At 71.0% G+C, this 22641-nt stretch carries 12 protein-coding genes; 4 read left to right on the forward strand and 8 right to left on the reverse strand.

Going from position 1 to position 22641, the window contains the following annotated elements:
• Positions 1-25: 25 nt before the first annotated feature.
• Complete coding sequence (locus ACWGDX_RS06835; RefSeq protein ID WP_453622939.1) at positions 26-1045, reverse strand: NADP-dependent oxidoreductase; 1020 nt, start codon at positions 1043-1045, stop codon at positions 26-28.
• 160 nt (positions 1046-1205) lie between these two features.
• Here ACWGDX_RS06835 and ACWGDX_RS06840 point away from each other — a divergent pair, with 160 nt between their 5' ends.
• Positions 1206-1640: a MarR family winged helix-turn-helix transcriptional regulator gene (locus ACWGDX_RS06840; RefSeq protein ID WP_453622940.1), complete on the forward strand. Its 435-nt coding sequence runs from the start codon at positions 1206-1208 to the stop codon at positions 1638-1640.
• 126 nt (positions 1641-1766) lie between these two features.
• Here the strand turns inward: ACWGDX_RS06840 and ACWGDX_RS06845 are convergent, their stop codons facing one another.
• On the reverse strand, positions 1767-2588 hold the full coding sequence (locus ACWGDX_RS06845) for an SCO2400 family protein (RefSeq protein WP_453622942.1): 822 nt from the start codon (positions 2586-2588) through the stop codon (positions 1767-1769).
• Positions 2589-2708: 120 nt separating this feature from the next.
• Here ACWGDX_RS06845 and ACWGDX_RS06850 point away from each other — a divergent pair, with 120 nt between their 5' ends.
• From ACWGDX_RS06850 to ACWGDX_RS06860, 3 genes are all read left to right on the forward strand, one after another.
• Positions 2709-3275 (forward strand): hypothetical protein, encoded by a 567-nt coding sequence (locus tag ACWGDX_RS06850; RefSeq protein ID WP_453622944.1) that lies wholly within the window; start codon positions 2709-2711, stop codon positions 3273-3275.
• 260 nt (positions 3276-3535) lie between these two features.
• Complete coding sequence (locus ACWGDX_RS06855) at positions 3536-4579, forward strand: rod shape-determining protein (RefSeq protein ID WP_453622946.1); 1044 nt, start codon at positions 3536-3538, stop codon at positions 4577-4579.
• 196 nt (positions 4580-4775) lie between these two features.
• A complete protein-coding gene (locus ACWGDX_RS06860; RefSeq protein WP_453623040.1) occupies positions 4776-6329 on the forward strand; it encodes a GAF domain-containing sensor histidine kinase in 1554 nt (517 codons plus the stop codon).
• Between the two features lie 58 nt (positions 6330-6387).
• Here ACWGDX_RS06860 and ACWGDX_RS06865 read toward each other — a convergent pair whose 3' ends face one another.
• The 6 genes from ACWGDX_RS06865 to ACWGDX_RS06890 form a co-directional block, all read right to left on the reverse strand.
• Positions 6388-7209 (reverse strand): hypothetical protein, encoded by an 822-nt coding sequence (locus ACWGDX_RS06865; RefSeq protein WP_453622948.1) that lies wholly within the window; start codon positions 7207-7209, stop codon positions 6388-6390.
• Positions 7210-7274: 65 nt separating this feature from the next.
• Entirely contained in the window at positions 7275-8657 is a 1383-nt protein-coding gene (locus ACWGDX_RS06870; RefSeq protein WP_453622950.1) for a tannase/feruloyl esterase family alpha/beta hydrolase, read from the reverse strand.
• A gap of 271 nt (positions 8658-8928) precedes the next feature.
• A complete protein-coding gene (locus ACWGDX_RS06875) occupies positions 8929-9306 on the reverse strand; it encodes a hypothetical protein (RefSeq protein WP_453622951.1) in 378 nt (125 codons plus the stop codon).
• Positions 9306-16211, reverse strand: coding sequence for an RHS repeat-associated core domain-containing protein (locus ACWGDX_RS06880; RefSeq protein ID WP_453622953.1), 6906 nt, complete (start codon positions 16209-16211; stop codon positions 9306-9308). Before ACWGDX_RS06880 ends, ACWGDX_RS06875 begins: the two co-directional genes overlap by 1 nt.
• Before the next feature lie 125 nt (positions 16212-16336).
• Positions 16337-19921, reverse strand: a complete 3585-nt coding sequence (locus tag ACWGDX_RS06885; protein WP_453622955.1) for a LamG domain-containing protein — start codon at positions 19919-19921, stop codon at positions 16337-16339.
• A gap of 317 nt (positions 19922-20238) precedes the next feature.
• Complete coding sequence (locus ACWGDX_RS06890; protein ID WP_453622957.1) at positions 20239-21762, reverse strand: VCBS repeat-containing protein; 1524 nt, start codon at positions 21760-21762, stop codon at positions 20239-20241.
• Between the last annotated feature and the right edge of the window lie 879 nt (positions 21763-22641).

Genomic DNA, 22641 nt, shown 5'->3' on the forward strand with positions numbered 1-22641 from the left:
CTGAGTCGAGCCTAACGGGTGGCTGCTAGCTGTTGAGTGTGACGATCATCTTTCCGGTGTTGTCACCGCGCAGTACTCCCAGGAACGCGTCGAAGGCGTTCTCGATGCCCTCGACCACGGTCTCGTGGTACTTGAGTTCACCGGAGGCCAGCCACCCCGCGACGTCCTTGACGAATTCCGGCAGCAGTCCGTGGTGATCGGTCACGATCATGCCTTGGAGGCGCAGCCGCTTGCCGATCGCGAGGGCGAGATTGCGCGGGCCCGGGGTCGGTTCCGTGCTGTTGTACTGCGAGATCGCGCCGCACAGGACGGCCCGGCCGAAGGGATTGAGCGAGGAGATCGCGGCTTCGAGATGCTCGCCGCCGACATTGTCGAAGTAGAGATCGACACCGTCGGGCGCGGCCGCCTTGAGCTGGTCCCTGACCGGGCCGTTCCTGTAATTGAACGCCGCGTCGAAACCGTACTCCTCGACCAGGAGCTTGACCTTCTCGTCCGAGCCCGCGGAACCGATCACCCGGGCGGCGCCCTTGATCCTGGCGAGCTGGCCGGCCTGGCTGCCGACGGCTCCGGCCGCGCCCGAGACGAAGACGGTGTCGCCCTCCTTGAGGGAACCGATCTCCAGGAGGCCCGCGTAGGCGGTGAGACCGGTGCCGCCGAGCACCCCGAGACAGGCGGAGAGCGGAGCGAGGGAGGCATCGACCCCGACCGCGCGCTCGGCCGGGAACTCCGCGTACTCACGCCAGCCCAGACCGTGCGTGACATGGTCGCCGACGGCGAAGTCCGCACTGCCGGAGGCGATGACCTCGCCCACCGCCGCGCCGTCCATCGGCCGGTCGAGCTGGTACGGAGGCACATACGACGTGACGTCGTTCATCCTGCCGCGCATGTACGGGTCGACCGAGAAGTGCAGATTGCGGACCAGGATCCGGCCCTCGCCGGGCTCGGTCACCGGCACCTCGCGCAGAGCGACATCCTCCGGCCGCGGCAGGCCATGGGGACGGGCGACGAGATGCCAGACACGGCCGGACTCGGGAAGTGCGGTCATGGAGCGGGGCCTCCTCAGTTGATTCCTCGGATTCCTCGACGGTGCGCCGGGACGGGGGCCGATGGCCTCGGTCCTCGGTCCCGGCATAAAGCTTCACCACCTGAAAGAACCATGCTCCTGAATATTTCATGTTGTCAAGCAACTGGCTATGCTCGTGTCCATGGCCACTCCACGCGCGGACCCGCTGACCCTCGAAGTAGTCGAGCTGATCGGCAGCGTCGTGGCCCGCTACTACGAGGAGTACGACCAGGCCGCGGCCGAGCACTCCCTCACCGGCGCGCAGGCGCGCGTCCTGCGACTCCTTTCCCTGGAGCCCATGCCCATGCGCCGGATCGCCCGGAAGCTGAAGTGCGAGCCGTCCAATGTCACCGGCATCGTGGACCGGCTCGAAGCGCGTGGCCTGGTGGAGCGGCGTCCTGACCCGGCCGACCGCCGGGTGAAGCTCGCCGCTCCGACCGAGAAGGGCCGGGCGACGGCGGCGCTGCTGCGGAACTCACTGGACTTCGCGCGCGAGCCGCTCGCGGAGCTGTCCGTCGAGGAGCGCGGGGTGCTGCGCGATCTGCTCAAGCGGATGCTGGGCGAGAACGCGGAATAGCGCCCGCGCGCGGGACATCGCATGGGCGGATCAACGGATGATCGGCGGGTCGCGTACGAGGACAGATCCAGGAACCGGGCTCACGGGCCGGGCTCACGGGCCGGGCTCACGGACCAGACCCGGCGATCAGGAGCAGAAGATCCACAGGACGCAGGTCTCGGTCGGCTCGGGGGCCGGCGGGGGCGGCGGCGGAGGCGCCTGTGTCGTCGGGCTGCCCGAGGTGGGCTCCCCGCTGGGCCCGGAAGGACCGGTCGTCCCCGGTGTGGAACCGTCGGGACCGGGTGAGCCGGACTCGGACGGATCCGGGCTGTCCTCCCCCGTTTCGTCCGGCGGGGCGGAGGACGACACGGCCGCCCCGCCGGACGCCTGCGTACCGGGTTCACCGCTGCCGCCGGGGCTCGCCGAGCCGGTCGTACCGGGGTCCGCGGACGGCGCGGGTCCTGGATCGTCGGGGGCCTCGGGCCGCTCCGTGTCCCGCGGCCCGCCCTCGAAGTCGACCGGGGTCTCCTCCTTGACGGCGGTGGCGTCGTCCTTGCCCGGGGACTCCATGGCCAGCTCGGCCAGGCTCAGCGTGGCGAGCGAGAGCAGCACGCCGAAGGTCGCTATCAGCACCTTGCGCCGGCGCTTGCCGCGCGCCCGGCGCGGTTTGGTACGCCCACGGGGCCGGGACTGGCCCTTGCGACGGCGCGAGGACGGGTCGCGCCGTCCCTGGCCCGGCTCGGGGTGGCGGCCGGTCAGCACGAGTTCGTCCAGGACGATCTCACCGTCCGGCGCGTCCTCGTACTCTCCGTGATCTTCGGTGCCCCCGCTCTCCCGGTCCGGGCGGCGGCTGTGTTGCGGCCCGGGGGATGGCGGGGCTTGCTGCCGCAGCTCCTCGGCGGGGGTGCCGCATCCGGCGCACGCCAGTGCTCCGTTGAGGTGCCGTCGGCACTGGTCGCAGTAGTCCATGGCGCCCCGCACATTATGCGGAGGCGGGGCGACGCGCATAGACGAGCCTGTGAGGGTCTTGTGTGGACTCCCGTGTCACACGTGTCCCAGGCGACCCACGTGTACCGGCAAGATGGCGGTATGACGTCCAATGGTCCGTTCGGTCCGCTCGAATTCCAGCTCGTCCTGCTGCGGCGGATGGCCGACCATCAGCCGGAGCTGGTCGACGACGCCCGCCGTGAACTGGGGGTGTCGCTGTCGGAGATGCGTGAGGCGAACCGCCGATGGCAGGCGATGGTGCGCGCGCCCCGGGGCCGCGGCGCGCTGTCCCTCTACCGCTCCGTCCTCGGCGAACCGGAGCTGACCTTCCGTCGGGCGGTCGGCGATCTGGAGTGCGACGCCCTGCTCTGGCCCGTACCGCTCTGGCCCGGACTGCGGTTCGAGGTGATGGTGGCGCCGGGCGGGGCCGTATGGAACGAATGGCTGGTACGCGCGCCGGGGGCGGCCGGTCCCGAGCCGCGTACGGCGGAGGATCTGCGCCCCTGGTCCTGCACCGTGGACGAGGTCGCGCGGGCGTTCCCGCCCGCCCGGCCGATGGAGGGCAGCGCCCCCACCAGGCTGCGGCTGGCGTTCACTCTCCCGGGCGGCGGTTCGGGCGTCGCGGAATTCACCTGGGGACTCTTGCAGCACTGGTCCGAGACCCGCTGAGGCGATCCGGGGCGGGTGCGGCACGGCCCGTCAGCGGCACCGGACAGGGCGCGGCCGGACGATCCGGAGCCGCCCGTACGACCGGGTCGTACGCGTCTCCGTACGGCCCGGGGACCGGCCGCCGACACCCGCCGGCGGGCCGTCAACTCCGTACGCCCGACCGGCGCAGCTCAGCGCGCGCCGCGGGGGCCGTCGCAGCACGATGCGAACAGGGCCGGCCGCCGCCGGTGAACCCATCAGCGCTCTCGGGAGACCCTGCCGTGACCGTCAGTCTTGAGCAGTTGCGACGCTGCCACATCGCCGTCGACCTGGGGGCCGCCAGGACCCGGGTCTTTGTCAAGGGGGCCGGGCTCGTCGTCGACGAACCGAGCGTCGCCGCCCTCAACACCCGGACCGGCGCGCTCATCGCCGTCGGCGCGCTCGCCGAGCAGATGACGGGCCGTACCCCCGACTACATCCAGGTCGTCCGGCCGGTCTCCGGCGGGACGGTCGTCGACATCGAGATGGCCCAGCGCATGCTCCGTCATCTCCTCGGTGACAAGCTCCGCCGCAAGCTCCGCCGCAAGCCCCGGCTGCGCGCCGCCGCCTCCACCCCGCACGACAGCGACCCGCTCGCGCAGCGCGCCTGCGTGGAGACCCTGGTCGGTCTCGGCGCGCGCCGGGTCGAACTGGTCGACACCCTGATCGCCGCGGCCGTCGGCTGCGGGCTGCCCGTGGAGCAGCCCACCGCCAACATGATCATGGTCTGCGGCGCGGCGACCACCCAGGTCGCGGTGCTCTCCCTCGGCTCGATCGTCACCGCGCAGCGGATCCCGATCGGCGGCAACGCCATCGACCACGCGGTGATCCAGCATCTCCGTCACCAGCACGAGCTGCTGCTGCCCAGCCAGTCCGTACGCCCGTTGCAGCTCGCGCTCAGCAACCACGGCCTCACCGCGCGGGGCCCCAGCACCACCGAGATCCACGGCCGGGACGTGGCCACCGGCGTCGCCCGTTCGGTGCTGGTGGACACCGCCGCCGTACGGGACGCGATCTACTCACCGCTGACGGCCGTCCTCGACGGCATCGGCAAGGTGCTCAGGGACTGCCCGCCCGATCTGGTGGCCGATCTCGCGGACGGCGGGATCACGATGGTCGGCGGCAGTGCGCTGATGCCCGGTCTCGACCAGATGCTGCGCGACGCGACGGGTATGCCGGTGGCGATCGCGGAGCGCCCCGACATCTGCGCCGTACTGGGCCTCGGTGCGATGCTGGAGGGAAAGGTCCAGCCGATGGTCCTGAACCCGCTGGCCGTGGTCCGCTGACAGCGGCCGCTCGACCGACAGCCGCTTCACCGGCCGCCGTTTGACCGGCCGCCGCACGACGGGCGGACGGCCAGGGGCGTGCGGGGCGGGTGAGAAGACGAGCTGTGCGATGAGCGGAGAAGGCGGCGGGAGGGGGAAGAACGGCGGGGCGGCGCGGGAGCCGGGTCCGCGTCCCGGTGCCGGGTCCGACGACGGTATGGCGCCCGAGCCCCTGCTGCCCGCGCTGCTGGAGGCGGTGCTCGGCATCGGCACCGAACTCGAACTGCGACCCGCGCTCCAGCACATCGTCGACACCGCCACCGAACTGATCGGTGCCCGCTACGGCGCCCTCGGAGTGATCGATCCCGAGCGCGGCCGGCTCACCGAACTCTTCACGGCGGGAATCAGCGACAGCGAGCGCGAGCACATCGGACGGCTCCCCGACGCGCGTGGCGGGCTGCTCGGCGTACTCGTCAGGGACGCGCTGCCACTGCGGCTGGACGATCTGACGGCCCACCCCCGCTTCGCCGGCATGGTGCCCGGCCATCCCCCGATGCGCTCCTTCCTCGGGCTGCCGGTCCAGGTGGACACCGTGGTCCTGGGCAGTCTCTCCCTCGCGGAGAAACGGACCGGTCCCTTCACCGAGCAGGACGAGGAGCTGCTGGGGGTGCTGGCCTCGCAGGCGGGCATCGCGATCGGCAACGCCCGGCTGTACGGGGCGACCCGGCGGCGCGAGCGCTGGATCAAGGGGGCCGCGGCGGTCACCACGGCGCTGCTGCGCGGGGAGAACGCGGCCGACTCGCTGATGACCGTCGCCGAGTCGGCCAGACTGCTCGCCGACGCCTACGCGGGTGTGGTGCTCCAGCCCACCGAGGAGGGCGGGATGGAGATCGTCGCCGCGTCCACGACCGGCGACCCGGACGGCATCGTCGGCACCATCATCGAGCCCGGCTCCCCCGTACTGGTCCAACTGCTGGGCGGTGAGCCGGTGTTCATCGAGGACTCGTCGACCGATCCCCGGATGACCACCCAGGTACGGTCCCGCTTCGGGCCGAGCATGATGCTGCCGCTCCAGAGCGGCGGCAAGCTGATCGGCACGCTCGCCCTGCCGCGCCGGCGCGGCGGCCGTCCGTACAGCGCGGTGGACCGGCTGCTGGCCACCCAGTTCGCCTCCCAGGCCGCGGTCGCGCTCGTACTGGCGGACTCCCGGCGGAACCGGCAGCAGCTCGCGGTGTACGAGGACCGCGACCGGATCGCCCGCGATCTGCACGATCTGGTCGTCCAGCGCCTCTTCGCGACCGAGATGATGCTGGAGTCGACCAGACGGCGCGCGGGCACACCGGAACTGGACGAGCTGCTGGGCCGGGCCGTGGACGAGCTGGACTCCACCATCCAGGAGGTGCGGACCACGATCTTCGCGCTCCAGCAGCCGCCCGCCGACGCCCCGACGAGCGTGCGCGGCAAGGTGCTGCGGGAGGTGGACGGCGCGGCGGTGCCGCTGGGCTTCCGGCCGTCGGTGCGGTTCACCGGACCGGTGGACACGCTCGTCGGCGAACCGGTGGGCCGGCGGCTGCTGGCCCAGGTACGCGGCGCTCTCGCCGCCGCGCACCGGCGGGAGGGGGTGACGGCGATCGAGGTGGAGATCGACGCGACGGCGGAGCTGCCGGACGGGCTGGAGGGCGTACGGCTGGTCGTCACGGACAACGGGGTGGGCGAGGACGGCGGGCGCGGTACGACGATGACCTGGGAGGAACCGCGCCAGGGGCCGTAGGCCCATGAGCCGCTTCGTGAGCCAGGGCGGTGAGCCAGGGCGCGGAAGGGCCCGCCCGTCAGCGCAGCAGATCGTGGAGCGAGGCCGTCAGCCGCGCGGCGAAGGCCTCCCGGGTGCCGGGGTCCAGCAGTTCCAGGGAAAGATACGGATTGAGGTCCTCCAGTTCGACGAGCAGCAGTTCCCCGTCCGGGGCCCGGCAGGCGTCCACGCGCTGTATCCCGTGCGCGAGACCGTTCCAGTCGATGAACCGGCGCGCGAACTCCAGATCCGCGGCCCCGGCCTCGTACGGTTCCAGTTCCCAGCGCCGCCCCGGGTCGGGCGCGTACAGGGCGTACTGGAAGTCCCGGTCGATGAAGTAGAACGAGACCTCGTAGCGGAACGGGATCCGTGGCTGCACCAGCACCCCGTCGGGACCGCCGAAGGCGAGGTCCGCCAGCCGCTCCTCCGGGACGAACTCCATCCCGATCGAGTCCGCGCCCAGCCGTGGCTTCACCACATAGGAGCCGGCCGCCGGCAGCCGGCCGAGGTCCTCGGCGCGGTCGACGGTCGGTATGACCGGGTATCCGGCGGCGCTCAGCTCCGCCAGATACCCCTTGCCGGTCATGTCCGCCCGGCCGGTCAGCGGGTTGTAGACCCGGATCCCGGCCGCGCGCGCCCGGTCGCGGAAGGCCTCGTACTCCTTCCGGTAGTGGAGCACGGGCCCGCTGTTGCGCACCACGACCGCGTCGAAGGACCCCATCAGACGTGCGGCGTCGAGCGGATGGCACAGCGCCACGGCGAAGTCCCGCCGCAGCCGGGAGGAGAGCCGGATGTCCTCGTCGCAGTATCTGCGGCCCTTGGCCTCGTAGCCGAGATCGGTGACATAGAGAAGGGCGGACACGGTGCTCCCGGTGCGGATCGGGGAAGGGGGAAGCCACGGTACGGGAGCGCAAGGGTCCCGCGCGCTCAGCGCAGGGCGCAGGTGTTCACCACGTCACCGGAGGCGGGCCTGGGGACGGTACGGCTCGCCGGCGGGGCCGCGCCGCGCTCGACCCACCGGGTCAGCGCCTCGAACGCGCTCCGGTAGCAGGGCAGGATCGGGCGCAGCTGGTCCGGATAGGTGTCGTAGAGGCCGTCGACATGCGTGCCGCCCTCGATCGTGTAGTAGCGGTGCAGCCCGGCCCGGTGCTGGTCGTCGATCATGCGCGTGTACACGTCCGAGTCGGTGGCGATCGGCAGCAGCGTGTCCAGCGAGCCCTGGAGCGTGATCATGGGTTTGCCGATCCGGCCGGTCAGCGCGACGCGCTCGACGGCCCGGTGCACGGAGCGCGGCCGGGCCGCGTAGTCGTACGAGGCGTCCGAGGCGCAGGGCGCCAGGATCTCCGCCGTGGTGGAACCGGCCGAGGCGCCGGGGCAGCTGGGGTCGTACGCGGGATCGAACTCGGCCCGGTACACCTTCTGTGTCAGCCCCCAGTAGGCGGTCCGGTGATAGGGCCAGAGGAACTCGCTGCCCGGCGCGAACCCGGCCTCGTACATGTCGTCGGCGCCCGCGGCGCCCGTCCCGTACGCCACGGTGGTGGGCAGATAGGTGAGGAGATTGGGGCCGCGCTCCGTCCAGAGCACGCCCTCCCAGTCCACCCCGCCGTCGTACAGGTCGGGGTGGTTCTCCAGCTGCCAGCGGGTCAGATAGCCGCCGTTGGAGGTGCCGGTCATATACGTACGGCGCGGGGCGTGGCCGTACGCGCGCTGGACCGCCTTCCTGGCGGCCCGGGTCAGTTCGGTGGTGCGCCGGTTCCATTCGACGACCGCGTCACCGGGCCTGGTGCCGTCGGTGTAGAAATCGGGCCCGCTGTTCCCCTTGTCGGTGGCGGCGAAGGCATAGCCCTGCGCCAGCACCCAGTCGGAGATCAGCGGGTCCAGCGAGTACTGCTTGCGGGTGCCGGGCGCGCCGGTCACCACGAGCCCGCCGTTCCAGCGGTCGGGCAGCCGGATCACGAACTGGGCGTCGTGCTTCCAGCCGTGGGTGGCGTTCAGCCGTGAGGAGTCGGGGAAGTAGCCGTCGATCTGGACACCGGGTACGCCCGAGGGGTTCCGGGTGCCCTTCGCGAAGAGCGGGGACCAGTCCGTGGAGTCGGTGTACTGGGTGCCCGCGAGCGCCGTGGACGTCATGTCCGGCAGACACGCCACGGTCTGGAACTCCGCGCCGGGTACGGAGACCCGGTCCCGGGCGGCACAGTGCGACGGCCCCCCACGCGCCTCCGGGTCCGGCACGGGGGCCGCCCCGGCGCTGGTCGCCGTGACCGCCAGCAGCATGGCCGCCAGCACGGTGACACCTGTTCTCAGACGCATGGAACTCCTCCGATCGGCTCGACCGGTCGGTCCGGCTCTGCCATGGCGCACATCGTCAGCGCCCCACGAGGGCCGGGCCATGTGGAGAGCCCATAGTTCCGAGCACGCGGAGGTGGAGCCCCCACCCACCCCGGCCGGCCACCGCCCGTCCCGGCCGGGTCGGTCGCGGGCGCACGTGCCGTGGAGGGGCTTGGAATCCGACGCTGTGCCGGCCGCGGGGGCGGGGACATGCCGGGGCCCGGGTCAAGAGGTCGACCCGGGCCCCGTGGGTCTACGACCCGGGGTCGCCGAAGCGGTGGAGCCACACCTCGACACCCTGCTGACGGGCGAAGTCGGCGAAGCCTTCGACCGCGGCCGTCAGCGCGTCCGAGAGTCTCTTCAGCTCGGGCCGACGCCGTTCCCTGTCAGGCGCGGCCTGCACAGCCCGCCACGCCTCCTGGTACGCCTTCTCCAGCGGACCGACCTTCTCGTCGTACTCGATGATCTGGTCCAGCCCGAAAGCCGATCCGCGGCTCCGTGCGGCGGCGATGTCCAGCTGTGCGGTGACCGAGATCAGATCACCCACGAGCTTCACATGGAGCGCGCCGATCTTCCGGCTCAGCAGGATCTCGGCCAGCACCGCGTTCCAGTGCTCTTCCCCGTCCAGCATCAGTTCCCCGACTCCCTTGCCATACGGCTGAGTACCGCGGCTCCGTTCCTGCCCGCGGGTATGTCCACCCCGCCCGCTCGCAGAATGCCGACACAGTAGGTGACGCAGCTGTTGGTCCCGTACTTGTACGGGCCGAGATCCGCGTTGAGCGACTTGAGCTGGGCCTTGATGGCCCCTCGGGCGTTGGGAAGCCGGAATGTGAGCTGCTTGGTGTTCGGCCCCGCCTTCGCCGTGACCACCTGAGCCGACGTGTCGTAGTCAGTGTAGTCGTCCAAGCCCGCCGGGGCGTCGATCACCTGCTCCGTCTCCAGCGGGGGCCGCCCGTCGTCCAACTGCACCTTGACCGTGGCGTGTTTGGCCTCGGCGTCCCAGGTGACGGTCGCCGTGCCGTCGCAGTTGTGCACGAGCAGCGGGGTGGCGTCGGCCAGCACGTAGTACGCGTGGATGCCGGTGATCGTCAGGTCATGGGTGCGCTGCCGCTCGTCGAAGTGGCGGTTGGCCGTCACCTGGACCGGGTCGCCTGTCGGCGTGCGCAGCGTCATTCCGGGTTCGAGGTCGCCGGCCTTGATCCACGCCTGTTCTGACTCCACCCAGAACGGATGTGTGCTCGTGGCGACCAGGGCCTGCGCGGCGCCCGAGGCGGTCTTCACCGTGAGGTCGGAGAAGTGCTTGTCGTCCTCGGTGACGATGGTGCCCGCGACCTCGCGGACCACCGTCCGGCCCGTCTTGGCGTCCGTCGTGGCGACCTTGTCGCCGGGGGTGACCTTCTCGATCGGCTTGGTCGTGCCGTCTGCCAGCAGCACCTTGGTACCCGGCAGGAAGCTGTGGCATTCGGGCTCCGCTCTCTTCTTGAGCGCCGCCGCGGCCTTCTTCCTGACGTCCGCCAGCTTCTCGGCGGCCTTGGTGAGCCCGGCCCTCGCCTTGCCCACCGCGCTGTTGGCCTTCAACAGGCCCTTGACGCCCCCGATCAGGTCACCGACCAGGCCGGTGACCCGCTTGGCGAGCTTGACGCCCTGGGCCCACTTCCACGGGGCTCCGTACTTGGCGAGGATCTTGCCCGCCAGGCCGCCCGCGAAGCTGCCGGCGATGTTGAGCAGGGTCTCACCGCACGAACCGACGTCGCCGGTGGAGACGCAGTCCAGGGCCGCGTCCACGCCGAGGATGTCCCGGGCGATCTTGACGAGGGCCTTGCCCGCGGACTTGATGCGCTGCTTGGCGGCGGCCTGCTGCTGCTGCGCCCCCGCCACATCGCTGGACGCCTTGCTGACGTCCGACTGCGCCTTCCCGACCTCCGGGTCGGTATTCGTGACGGGCAGCCCGCCACGGCACTCGATCAGACCCTCCCGGCACTCCGGGACGATCATGCCGCTGGGGTCGGCGTGGGTGACCGGGGAGTTGTTGGCGTAGGCGTAGCCGTTGATCTGCTGCGGCTGGGTGTAGTCGATGACCGGGTCGGCCGAGATGAACTTGCCGATGGTCGCGTCGTACTCCCGCGCGCCCAGATGGATCAGGCCGGTCGAGGCGTCGATCGTGCCGCCGACATAGCCCTTCTCCCCCGGCCAGGTGCCGGTCTTCTCGCCGCGCTCGACGCCGAAGGGGTCGTAGCGCCGCTGGGAGATCGCCCCGGTGGCGGAGTCGATCGCCACCTCGCCCGTGCCGTGGTGGTCGGCGGCGATGAAGGAGAGCTTCCCGGCGGTACGGACCGCGACGGTCTGGCCGGCGTAGTCGTAGTAGCGGGTGGCCTCCGTGCTGGTGCCGTCGGCCGACAGCTTCAGTTCGGTGCCGGGCAGGTAGACGGTCGTACCGGAGGGATCCTCGCGCTGTACCCGGTTGCCGGCCGCGTCGTACAGGTAGCTCGTCCGCGAACCGTCCGCCTCGGTGACCTTGTCCACCGAACCGGTGTCGTCCCAGGCGAGGACCTGGGCGTCGCCACCGGTCGTGCGCTTGGTGGTGGCGCCCGCGTCGTCGTACTCGTACGTCGACTGCCTGTCCCCGGTCGGGGTCCGCTCGGTGACCTTGGTGACCTGGTGCGGTCCGTCGCCGAGGGCGCCCGCGCCACCGTACTCGTAACTGCGGGTGATGTTCTTCGCCGCGTTCAGCCCGGTGTCGTGCTCGACGTCGGCGAGGCGGTTGCCGATGGCGTCGGTCTCGTACGACTTCCAGTACGGGGCGGGACCGCCGAGCGCGCTCGACCCGGCGGCGGACGCGCATGCCGTGGGTCCGGTGCCGTCCACCGGCGCGATGGAGCCGCGCGTGCCGGAGCCGGCGGCGGTCGTCGTCGTGGCCGCGGGGGTCCAGGCGTCCTGGAGTCGCTGTCGGCTGTCGTAGGCGAAGCACTGCACGTCCGGCGAGGCCGAGTTGGCGGTGTCCGCGATGGACAGGACGTTGCCCGCCTGGTCGTAGGAGTAGTTCGACTCCTTGGCCGGGGCGGTCGCGCCGTAGACGTCCACCACCGAGCGGGTCAGCCGGTCGGTGCCCGTCTCGTAGCCGAACGTCTGCCAGACCTTCTTGCCGCTGCCCGTGGACAGCTCCAGCTGCTGGAGCAGGCTGTTCTTGGAGTAGACGGTGTTGGTGACGTACGAGGTGCTGCCCGTCATCGTCGTCGGGCGCTGCAACGCGTCGTACGTGTAGGTCACCGCCTCCGCCGGCAGGCCGGCGATGGCGGGCAGACCGCTGCTCTGGAGCGTTCCGTCCCGGTTGTACGTGGAGGTGTAGACGTATGTGCCGGCCAGGTCCCCCTGGGACGCGGGAACCTGGTATCCCGTCTTCAGCGGACGGTAGAACTCGTCCATCGACTGGACGGCCGTCGCGAAGTACTCCGTCGGCGAGACATAGCTGAGGAAGCCGTAGGGCTGCCCCAGCCAGCCCGCCTTGTCGTACCTGGTCTCGCTCAGCCTGGTGCCCGTCCCGGCGTCGCCGCGCCAGGTCGACACCACGCGACCGAGCTTGTCGTAGCTGGTCGAGATCTTCTTGTTGCGGCCGTCGTACGAGGCGACCGGCCGGTCCAGCTCGTCGTACTCCGTGCGCGAGGTTCCCGCGTCGGGGTCGACGCCGAGCTTCTTGCGGCCCAACTGGTCGTACTCGTAGCGCCACACATTGCTCTTGGCGTCGGTGACCGTCTCCAGCAGTCCGGCCGTGTTGTAGGTGTACTTCGTCGAGTCGTACGGCACTCCCGCGTCCGCCGAGGCGCCGCGGTGGTGACGGATCTCGGATACGTCACCCTGGGCATCGGTGATCGTCGTGGTGGGCACGCCGCCGGCCGGCGGGTCGACGCGGGTGATCTCGCCGTCGTAGGTCGTCGTGGTGCGCCATTGCTCGGCGCCGCCGACCGCGAAGATCTGGGCGGTGCCGCGGCCCAGGCCGTCGTATTCGAACAGGCTCTGCTGGCCGACCTGGCCGTTGCTCACGAGCAGCAGCTCGCCCGAGGCGGCGCCGGTCGCGTTGTAGGTCGCGTTGGTCTTCCTGACGTTGCCCGTGCCGTCGTACCAGGTGTCGGCGGCCATGCGGGTGCCGTCCGGGCCCTCGGTCTGGATCTGGCGGGGCCGCAGCAGGCTGTCGTAGAGCTGGTACTCGGCGCCGTAGGAGCCGTCGTTCTCGATCTTCTCGGTCTTGATCGAGGTGACCTTGTCCTTGCGGACGTCGTAGGAGTACTTGATGCTCGGCGTCTGGGTCGGGGCCCGGTCGGCCAGCCATACGGAGGTCAGCCGTCCGAGCGCGTCGTAGGCGAGGTCCGTCCGCCGGCCGTTCGGGTCGGTCTGGCCCGCCGACATGCCCCAGGCCGGGGCGTAGTCGGTGGTGGTGACATGGCCGAGAGCGTTGGTGACGGTCGCCTTCGTCAGCAGGCCGTTGGTCTCGGCGTAGCCGGTCTTCGTCTGGTCCGACGTCCCGTACTGCTTGGCGTCCTTCTGGGTCAGCGGGCGACCGTAGGTGTCGTAGGTCGTGGCGCCCGTGACCTGGTACGTCCCCGTGGTGCCGTTGTGCGCCGTGAGCCGCTCGGTCTTCGTCGCGTCACCCTTGGTGGGCGTCGCGCCGAACGCGCCGCCGTCGTACGAGGTGCGCTCGTCCGCGAGGACCTGCGTCCTGCGGTCGGGCGTGGTGGCGCACTTGACCGACACGACCTCGGCACGCGCGGGCAGCGACAGGATGTTCTCCGCCGCGCTGTCGGCGTACGTGGTGCGGGTGCAGGTGTCGTCCTTGGTGGTGGAGACGTCGCCCTGGTCGTCGACGATCAGCACCCGGCCGGTGCCGTTGGAGGTGTCGTACGTCGTCGTGGACTTCGTCTCGCTCCAGGTACCGTCGGACTTCAGGCTGAAGCCGCGGCCGGTCTGGGTGCGTACGATCGCCGCCCGGGTGGTGCCCCAGCTCCGGGTCTGGGTGGCGGTGTAGTGCTTCCACGGGGTGTTGATGGTCCTGCCGACGAGCTTGTCCCCGTCGTAGACGGCGACCTCCAGCTGCTGGCCGGTGAACTCCTCCTCGTCGGTGTACGAGGCTCCCGTGGAGTCCTGGACCGCCACCGAGCGCGGGTGGCCCGCCGAGTCCTTGTCGCCGTCCATGCCCTGGAGGAACGTGTAGTCGACGCGGGTGGTCTGCTTGTCGGCGGTGCCACTGGTGACCTTGACCTTGCCGTAGCCCTGCCAGCCGCCCCAGGTGAGGTACTTGTCGTCGCTGATGCCGTCCGGCTTGGCCTTACGCCAGCCGGCGTCGCCCTGGTAGTCGTAGCGGGTGACCATGCCGTCGCTGCCGCCCGTGCGGTCGGTCTCGATGACCGCCGACACGACGTACTTGTGGAACCAGTCCGTGATCGGGTCGGTGTGGCCCGGCGGGGCCCACTTCACGGGGTAGCAGCGCCTGGTGGACTCGCCCGGCTCGGGCAGTGCGGACTTGGCGCAGTCGGCGGGGGCGTAGTTGACGTCGAGTTGGGCGCCGGTCTCGCTGAGCACCAGCGACAGACGGAAGCGGTGGAACGGCGCGATGTTGTCGCCGATCGCGTCGACACGGTTGGCGAGCTGCTCGCCGAAGAGGTCCACGGAGGGCAGCTTGACCGCCGTACCGACCCGGCCCTCGTTCTCGATCTTGGACAGCCACAGCGTCTTGGAGTCGTCGCCGTTGTCGGTGAACAGGTGTGTGAACGTCCAGGCGTCCACGTCCTGGTAGGTCGTGGCATCCTTGCGCATCTGCGTGACGACCGACGTCAGCCGCTTGGTGGTGAAGAAGGTCGGCACGGGCGAGGTGCACTTGGTGCCGGACTTGCACTCCTGGTCGACCGGCACGTCCGGCCAGTGCGCCGCGTTCGTCTTGGTGCGCTTGCTCTCCGCGCAGTCGAAGTCGGCGGTCGGCAGGCAGCGTTCGGCGGTGTTGAAGACGACCCGGGCCGGGGCCTGCGCCGCGTACGCCTTGCCGTCCTGCTGACCGTAGTCGACGCGCTTGAGGTAGCCACCGCGGTGGTACGCGGTGCCGTCGGTGTCCGTCTTCCCGTTGAGCGCGTAGTAGTTGGTCTCGCGGTCGTAGAAGTAGGACATCACGTTTCCGTGCGTGTCCTTGACGTGGTCGAGGCTCCACCGCCAGGCCTGTCGGCAGTGCGCGCTGGTGAAGGTGGCGTTGTAGCAGGGCTCACCGGCGTCGTCGCCGAAGACGGGGGCGGTCCAGACGGAGTTGGTCTCCTCGTTCCCGGTGGTCCAGCCCGGCAGGCGGTTCATGCCGAAGTAGTACTCGGTGCCCTCGGGGGTCGTGATCTTCCAGTGCTCGCCCTTGTCGCCCGTGCTGCCGTCGTCGCCGTTGGTGGCGCCGGTCAGCTTCTCGACCTTGGTGCCGTCGTCGGCCGACATGTGCCACTCGCCGGTGGTGTCGTCCTTGACCAGCTCACCGGAAGAGCCGTTGAGCATGACGGTGGCGTTGTCGAACGCCCAGCACTGCTCGCCCGAGCTGTCGTGGCCGTCCTCGGCACACGGCTTGTAGCGGCGCTCGATGTATCCGGGGTCGTAGGAGAAGCCCTCGCCTATCCAGGAGCCCTGGTTGTTGGTGGCCGAGGTGCGGCCGTCCGCCGACTGGGAGGAGTAGCCGAGGCCCACGGTGGGGACCAGACCGCCCGGGGTCGGCACCGTGCGCAGCGGGTAGTTCCAGTTGAACCCGCCGGAGGAGGTGGCGACACTCCAGCCGGCCGACGGGGACAGGGCGGTCGCCTTGTACGTACCCTGCGCGCTCGACGGTCCCGCGGCCACGGCCACGAGAGAGGCCGTGGTGCCCGCCCTGGCCGGGACGCCGTCGGCAGGGGCCGGGGCGGCGGTGACGTCGGCGGAGACGGTGCCCGTCTCCACGTCATTGACCGTGGGCAGCACCTTGGGCCGCTCGGGGCAGTCCTCGCTGCCGGGTACGGCGACGGTGGCACAGGCGGGGAGCTGGACCAGTTGAAGGCGGGAGGCGTAGGAGCCGCCGAAGCCCTCGGCGAACTCGCTGTAGTCGACGGTCAGCCGGACCTTGGCGGCCTGGTCGGAGCCGTCGGCGCGCTCGACGCCGAGGAGGACGCCGGCGCCGAGCTTCGCGGCACGCCGGGGGTCGAGTACGTCGACACGCACCGTGTCGACGCTCTTCGCGGTCCCGACCCGGGACTTGCCGACCTCGACCGGCAGACCACCGGCCTCGCCGGTGGCCCCGAGCTTCACCTCGGCGCCACCCTGTTCGGGCCACACCGCCTTGCCGAGCCCGTTGACCGCGGCCTGGCGTGCCGGGTCGGAGGGGCGGGACTTCGCCGGGGCGGCGGATCCCTTGGCGGGATCGCCGTCTTCCTGGACGCCGGGGCGGCTGGTGCGGCCCCGGGCGTCGTCATCGAGCGCCAATGCCTGGACCGACGACGCGGACAGCGCGAGCGTGAGCCCGAGCACGGTCGCGACGACGGTCGGTCCGGGCATGCGGCGGCTCAGTGAGCGGCCACGGAAATACATCGGACAACTCCCTGGTAGGAGAAACAAGGCCGTGCGGAGGAAAGGGGTGCCGGGCCCGGACGGGCCCGGCACACAAGAGAAATGACGGATCGTCACATATCTGGCAAGGCCGCCAGCGCGGCCATCTGCTGCACCGCGATCGGGTCCGCCGCTCCGCTGTAGACGCGCACCTCGTCGATGGCGCCGGCGAAGTACTCGCTCGCTCCGCGCAGCGAACGGCCCACCTGGAGACCGCCGGTGGCGGACCAGAGGGTGTCGTCCTTGCCGTAGGCGCCGGCGACGAGCTGGCCCTCGACATACAGCCGGATCGAGTTGGCGAAGGCGTCGTAGACGACCGCCAGGTGCTGACCGGAGCCGCCGGTGTCGGGCAGTTCCTGGTCGTCGGTGAAGGTGACGACCAGGGGGGCGGTCGCGTCCGTCCTGGCGACGGCCAGCTCCCACTGGCCGGTGGTCGCCTGGTATCGGACCTGGACGCGGTTGGAGTTGGCACCCGGCAGGGAGAGCACCGTCTGCGACTTCTCCGGGTCCGGCGAGGTGAGCTGGGCGCGGGCGGTCACGGTGAAGCTGGTGCCGCCGGTGACCGGAGCGGTAGCGGTGGACGCGTAGTCGCCGTCGCCGTCCAGGACCAGGTTGCCGTCGCCCACCAGGGCCGCCATGTCGAACAGGGGGTCGGCCGGACGGTAGATGGAGGCGTCGCCGGCGAGGGTCAGCACCTGGCCTCCGCCTGTCTCGGCGGAGGCGCCGGCGGTGGCGTTGTCGAGCTGCCAGTAGGCCTTGCGCTCCGGCTTGACGGTCATCAGCTCGGCGACCTGGGCGGCCGGCAGGACGCGGTCGAAGACACGGACCTCGGCCAGATCACCCGTGAAGTGGTCGCGGTAGCCGCTCTTGGCCGTCGCACGGCCGATCTGCAGCGGTCCGTACGACTTCCAGGTGGACCGGCGCTGGGACACGCCCTTCGAGTCCTTGTTGATGTAGAGCCTGAGCTCGGGGCCGCCGCTCTTCTGCGCGTCGTACACGCCGGTCAGCAGCACCCACTGGTCCTTGACCACGGTCACTCCGGTGGAGACGGCCTTCCACTCGCCCAGCGAGTCCACGTCGTTGACCGGGACGGAGAACTTCCAGGTCGCCGCGGACGCGTCGTAGCCGAGGGTGAAGCCGGGCTCGCCGGTGCCGTCCTGGCTGACGACCGCCATGTCCTTGTCCAGCGCGGTGGGCCGCGCCCAGGCGCTGACGCTGAAGCTCTTGGCGGTGTCGAGCACGGTCTCGCCGGCGTCGAGGTACGCGTTGGCGCCGCCGTCGAACCGGGCCGCTCTGTCGGCCTTTCCGCCCGGACCGTCCGCGCCGAAGGCGACAGCGCTGCCGGCCGTCGCCGAGAACTCGCCGCTCTCGTCGTGGGCCTCGGTGTCGCCCGCCTGGTCGGCGAGGTTCCACTGAGCGACGACCGGTGTGCCCTCGCTCACCAGGAACTCGTAGTGCGCCTTGCTGCTGCCGTGCTCGGCCTTGTCGACGGCGATCACGTCGATCCAGTGCCGCCCGGGGCGGGTCGGCATCCACGACACGGAGGCGGAGCCGCCCGCCGAGGCCGGGGTGACGGTGGTCGTCGGAGTGGCGTCGCTGTCGAAGGCGTAGCGGTACTTGACGACATCGGTGTCCGGGATGGAGTCGTTCGGGTTGGGCGCGAAGGTGAAGGTGCCGTAGGTGCCCACGCCGTCGTGGTACACGGTGTCGGACGGGTACTGCTTGGACAGCACGTTCGGCTTGCCGGGCCATGTCTTGTCGTAGGTGAACTCGCAGCGCTGGGCGGGGTCGCCCGCCGAGCTCCACGGGCCCCAGCCGTCACCGTCGTAGGCCCGCGCGCTCCAGTAGATGGTGGTGTTCTGCGGGATCGACGACTTGACGGTATGGGTGAACTTGGTGTTGGCCGTCGGGGAGAGCCAGTCCGGGGTGGTGTACGTGTACGAGCCCGGACTGGTGCCACCCCACTCCACCTTGAACTCGGCCTTCACCTTGTCGGTCTGGCCGTTGCCGTGATCGGGGTCGCTCGCGATGGCCTGGAGCTTCGGCGGGACATCGGTGTACTCGCGGCCCGAACCCCACGCGCACAGGCCGCCGGGGTCGGTGAACATGTCGGACGTCTTGATCTGCCGCGGCAGGTTGTTGTACTTGATCGACAGGTACGCGTTGCCGCAGATCCGCTTCCACTCCGCGAAGCGGGACTCGTCGGCGGTCCGCAGGCCCAGCGTCATCGAGTTCCAGCCGCCCGCCGCGGCTGTCTTGATCTCGCTGGTCAGCTCGCCGGTCGCACCGCTCTCGAAGTGCAGGTTGGCCTGGCTGGAGCAGGAGGTGGGAGAGATCGCCTTGTCGACGGTCTGGAGATTGTCGTCCCAGTCGTCCACGGTGTTGGACCAGTCGCTGGACGACTTGATCGTGTAGTCCTTGCCGCCGATCCGGTAGAGCTGGATGGGCTCCGCCGTCGGGGAGGCGCTGTAGATGTGCTCCACCCGGGCGGAGAAGGTCGCGCCCAGGATCTGCTTCCCCTTGTAGAAGGAGAGCGGCATGGTGAACAGCACGCGGCGAACGCCAACCCCGTTGCAGGAGACCGGGTTGTAGTCGGTGGGGCACTTGCCGACGCCCGCGCTGCCGGAGTATTTCCAGTCCTGTTCGCCGGACATCCCGGACATGACGCCGGTCCAGGCGGTGCGCGAGGTGGTGCGCTGGATCGGGTCGATGACCACGGGGAAGACGGTGTCGGCGCCCTTGAGGAACTCCTGGTCGGGGACGAGGCTCAGCGTGTCCCCGCTGACCTCGACGTCCAGCGGGGCGGAGCGTCCGCCGCCGCCGGGGCCTTCGAGGGCGGCTTCGGGGGCGTCCGCGGTACCGGCGCCCGCCGCGGTCGCGGCGTTCAGTGCCTTTGCCACCGCCTTCGGGCCCTGGGGCCTCGCCGCGGCCTCCTGGACCGCGGACGAGTCCCACATCGCGGGCTTGCCGGCCTCGAAGACGGTGCCGCCCACCGCGGCGTCTTTCGCGACGATGGCCCCTGAGGCGTCCTCCGCGACCTCCAGACCGTCGGCCGTCATTCCCAGGTCGAGCCTGGCCAGCTTCGGGTCGGCCGCCGCCTCGGGCGTCTTGACGACCAGCAGGTGACCGAAGCCGTCCGCCTCGGCCCGGACGGTCAGGTCGACGCCGGGCAGCGCGTCGACGTAGGTGGCGGTGTCCCCGTCGACCCGCGGCGCCGGCAGTTCGCCGTACGGCCAGGTCAGGGCGAACTCCCGGCCCGCCCGCCGCATCGTGACGAAGGGCTTGTCGGCCTGCCCGGCGGAGAAGGCCAGGTCGACGGTGGCGGCCTTCGGGCGCCAGCTGCCGTCGGCGCGCCTCACCAGCGTCGCGTCGATGTCGACCCACTCGCCGCCCTGGACCGTGCGGACGGGCTCGGTGTACTCGCGGGCCGTGAAGGAGCCGTCGGGCTCCGCGAAGATCTCCCTGCGCTCGGTGCGCAGTGCCGCGACCTCGGTCGTCCTGCCGGTGTCCTCGGCGGCGGCCATGGCCTGCTGCTCGGTCCGCATCGGCCGGTCGGCGGCGACCGGCGCCTGCGCCGGTTCACCACCGTCGACCGGCAGGACCACCAGGGCGCCCGCCGTCACCGCGGTGACGGCCGCCGCGACGGCACGCGGCAGCATGCCTCGCCGTATCGGTCTGTGTCTGTCTGCGGACACGCGTCCACTCTCCAGTCGGTCATGTCTGTGTCGGAAGTCCGCCTGCCGGAACGCCGCGTCCGGCAAGCCGCGTTGATGCGCCACACGGTCGATGAGTCGTCGGCCGACGGTCGCGGGACAGCGGAGGACGGTGGCGGCGCTGTCGCGTCCCGTCGCACCGTCGGAGCCGGCCGGTGGGTCGCCGCGGACGTCGGCGGGCGAATGTCCCCGCCGGGCCCGCGGCGGCCGTCCTCGGTCCGCCCGCGGGCATGTCGCCGCTCCCCCGCTCCGCGGGGACGCGATCAGCGGACGGTGGCTCCGAAGGCGACACCGGTCGCCGGGATACCGCCCTCACCGGGCTTGAACGTCTGGGTCGGCGCCCCGCCGGAGGCCACGTTCCACGGGAATCCGTGGACCGCCTGTCCGTCCGCCGTGCCGTAGGGAGCCCCCACGTACAGCAGCGAGGGGGTGGCGCCCAGGGAGAGGCCGGTGAGCATACGCGGTGCGGGTCCGGACGGAATGCCGTATCCGGGGTCGATCCACTGGTCGGAGGCACCGGGTGCGCCGACCAGCGGGACGATCTGGACACCGCCCTTCTCCTGGTGCTCCTCGGACTGCTCCTCGCCGGGCACGCCGATCGCGAGCCTGGTGGTCGTGCCGGTGGAGGTCGCGTTCGGGGAGGTGTTGACGGCGGCGAGCCGCCGGCCGAAGAAGTCCCCGGCCTCCGCCTCCTGGCCCACGTCCGCCGTGTCCTGGTCGATCCAGGCGGTCTCCGTGTAGGTGCCGTTCGCGGCGAGCCGGAAGACCTGGACGGCGCCCGCGTCGACGGTGGTCGTCAGATCCTCGCCCGGGACACCGACGGCGAGCAGCGACTCGGTGGTGGAGGTGGCGCCGGAGGCCCGGTACGGGACCATGGCGAGCGCGGCGCCGAACTGGTCGCCGACCTCCTCCGCCCCGTTGATCGCGTCCTGGTCCTGGCCGAGTCCGCCGAGCGGCTTCGGGTAGCCCGATGTGAGCGTGTGGTTGAAGTAGCCCACGCCGCCCGCGAAGGTCGTGGTGCCGAGTGCCTCGCCGGGTGTGCCGACGGCGAAGTGGGTCGGGGTCGCGGCGAGCGTGGAGCCGAAGCGGTCGTCCTGTTCCGCGACTCCGGCGACGGCACCGCCGGTTTCGGTGTCCTGATGGACGCCGACGACCGTCTGCGCGGTGCCGCTCACGTAGTAGAAGGCGCCCGCGTCCTCGATGGTGCCGATCGACTCGCCGGGGTTGCCGATCAGCAGGTAGGGCGTGCCGGCCGAGGTCGCTCCGGCCGCGACCGCGTAACCGACCCAGTCGTCGGTCTCCGGGCCGCCGCCCAGTGCCTTGTCGCTGCCCTGATAGAACTCCGTCACGGCCTTGCCGCCGCCCAGTCCGGCCGTGGCGCCGTAGATCACCTGCACCAGTCCGGAGTCGGGCACGGTGCCGATGTCCTCGTACGGGATGCCGACCACCAGGTCACCGCAACCGTCGAGGTCGGCGTCGTAGACGGCCAGCGAATGGCCGTACCGGTCGCCCGTCTCGGGAGCGCCGGGTATGCCGTCAGTGGCCTGCGAGAGGGTGAGGGTGCCCTTGCCGCCGCCGTAGACGACGTGCACCACACCCGCCTTCGCGACGCCGTCGACAGTCGCCTCCGGGTCGGCGATCGCCGTGTCCCTGACACCGTCGCCGTTGAAGTCCGACTCGGTCCCCGACGGGCACGCGACGGCGGCCGCGGCGGGCGTTCCGCCGGCTCCGAGCCCCCAGGCGAGTAGTGCCCCCGCCAACACGGTGGCAGCGCTGCGCCGCCACACCTTCCCCACCCTTGACACGGATCCCCCCGAAGTTGATGAACGACTGAAGAAATTCGAAAGATCATTTCTTCACGCAGCGCACACACGCAATACCCACCCCGTTACCAGACCTGTGACAAGGGTCATATGGCCGTACGCGAATGTATGTGCGTCCCACGACGGGACGGCGGCTCGATCGGCCGAAGAAGCGCGCGCCGGGCCCGAGCTGGTCGCACGTCATGAACCCGGAGGACGTCATCCACCGGACGATCGCGCCTTCGGCCGGGACCACCGCGCTTGCGGTGAACGGGGGTTGCTCACGCGCGGGATCCCCGCGATCCGCGGCGTCCGCGATCCGCGCCGGTGACGCCGCGGATCGAGGGGCGGCACGAGGGCTGCGGCGTGCGGCCCCCTCCCGCCGGACGAAGCCCGAGCGGATCCCGAACTCCGCGAGCTCGCCGCGCTCCTGAGTGCGGATCACCGGGCCCGGCGTCTCCCGCACACCTGGATGCGTCCGGGCCGCTCCACGGTGAGGAACGCGCCATGGGCCGCCCGGCGACCCGCTCGCGCGTGGACGGCACGGCAGAGCCGCGGGGGTCGGCCTCGGCGGGCCGCCATCCCAGATGACCGAGGAGAGGCCGCCGTGGCACGAGACGAGGAAGGTATTCGTACCGGAGGACCGGTCCTGGCCTCACCCTGAGAGGGAGTCAGGCGGAGAGGGTGCCGGACGCCCTCCAGCGGCTCGCCGGCGAAGCGGACCCGCCGCCCGATCGGCCTCCGGGATCTGCGCCATGTGGCCGCAACCTTGATCCATGCGGGTGGAGGTGACCTCCATACGATCAAGGAAACGCCACGACACGGAACTATTCAGCTAGCGTCCGACACGTACACCAGTCTTCC

Source organism: Streptomyces sp. NPDC055025 (assembly GCF_053608565.1).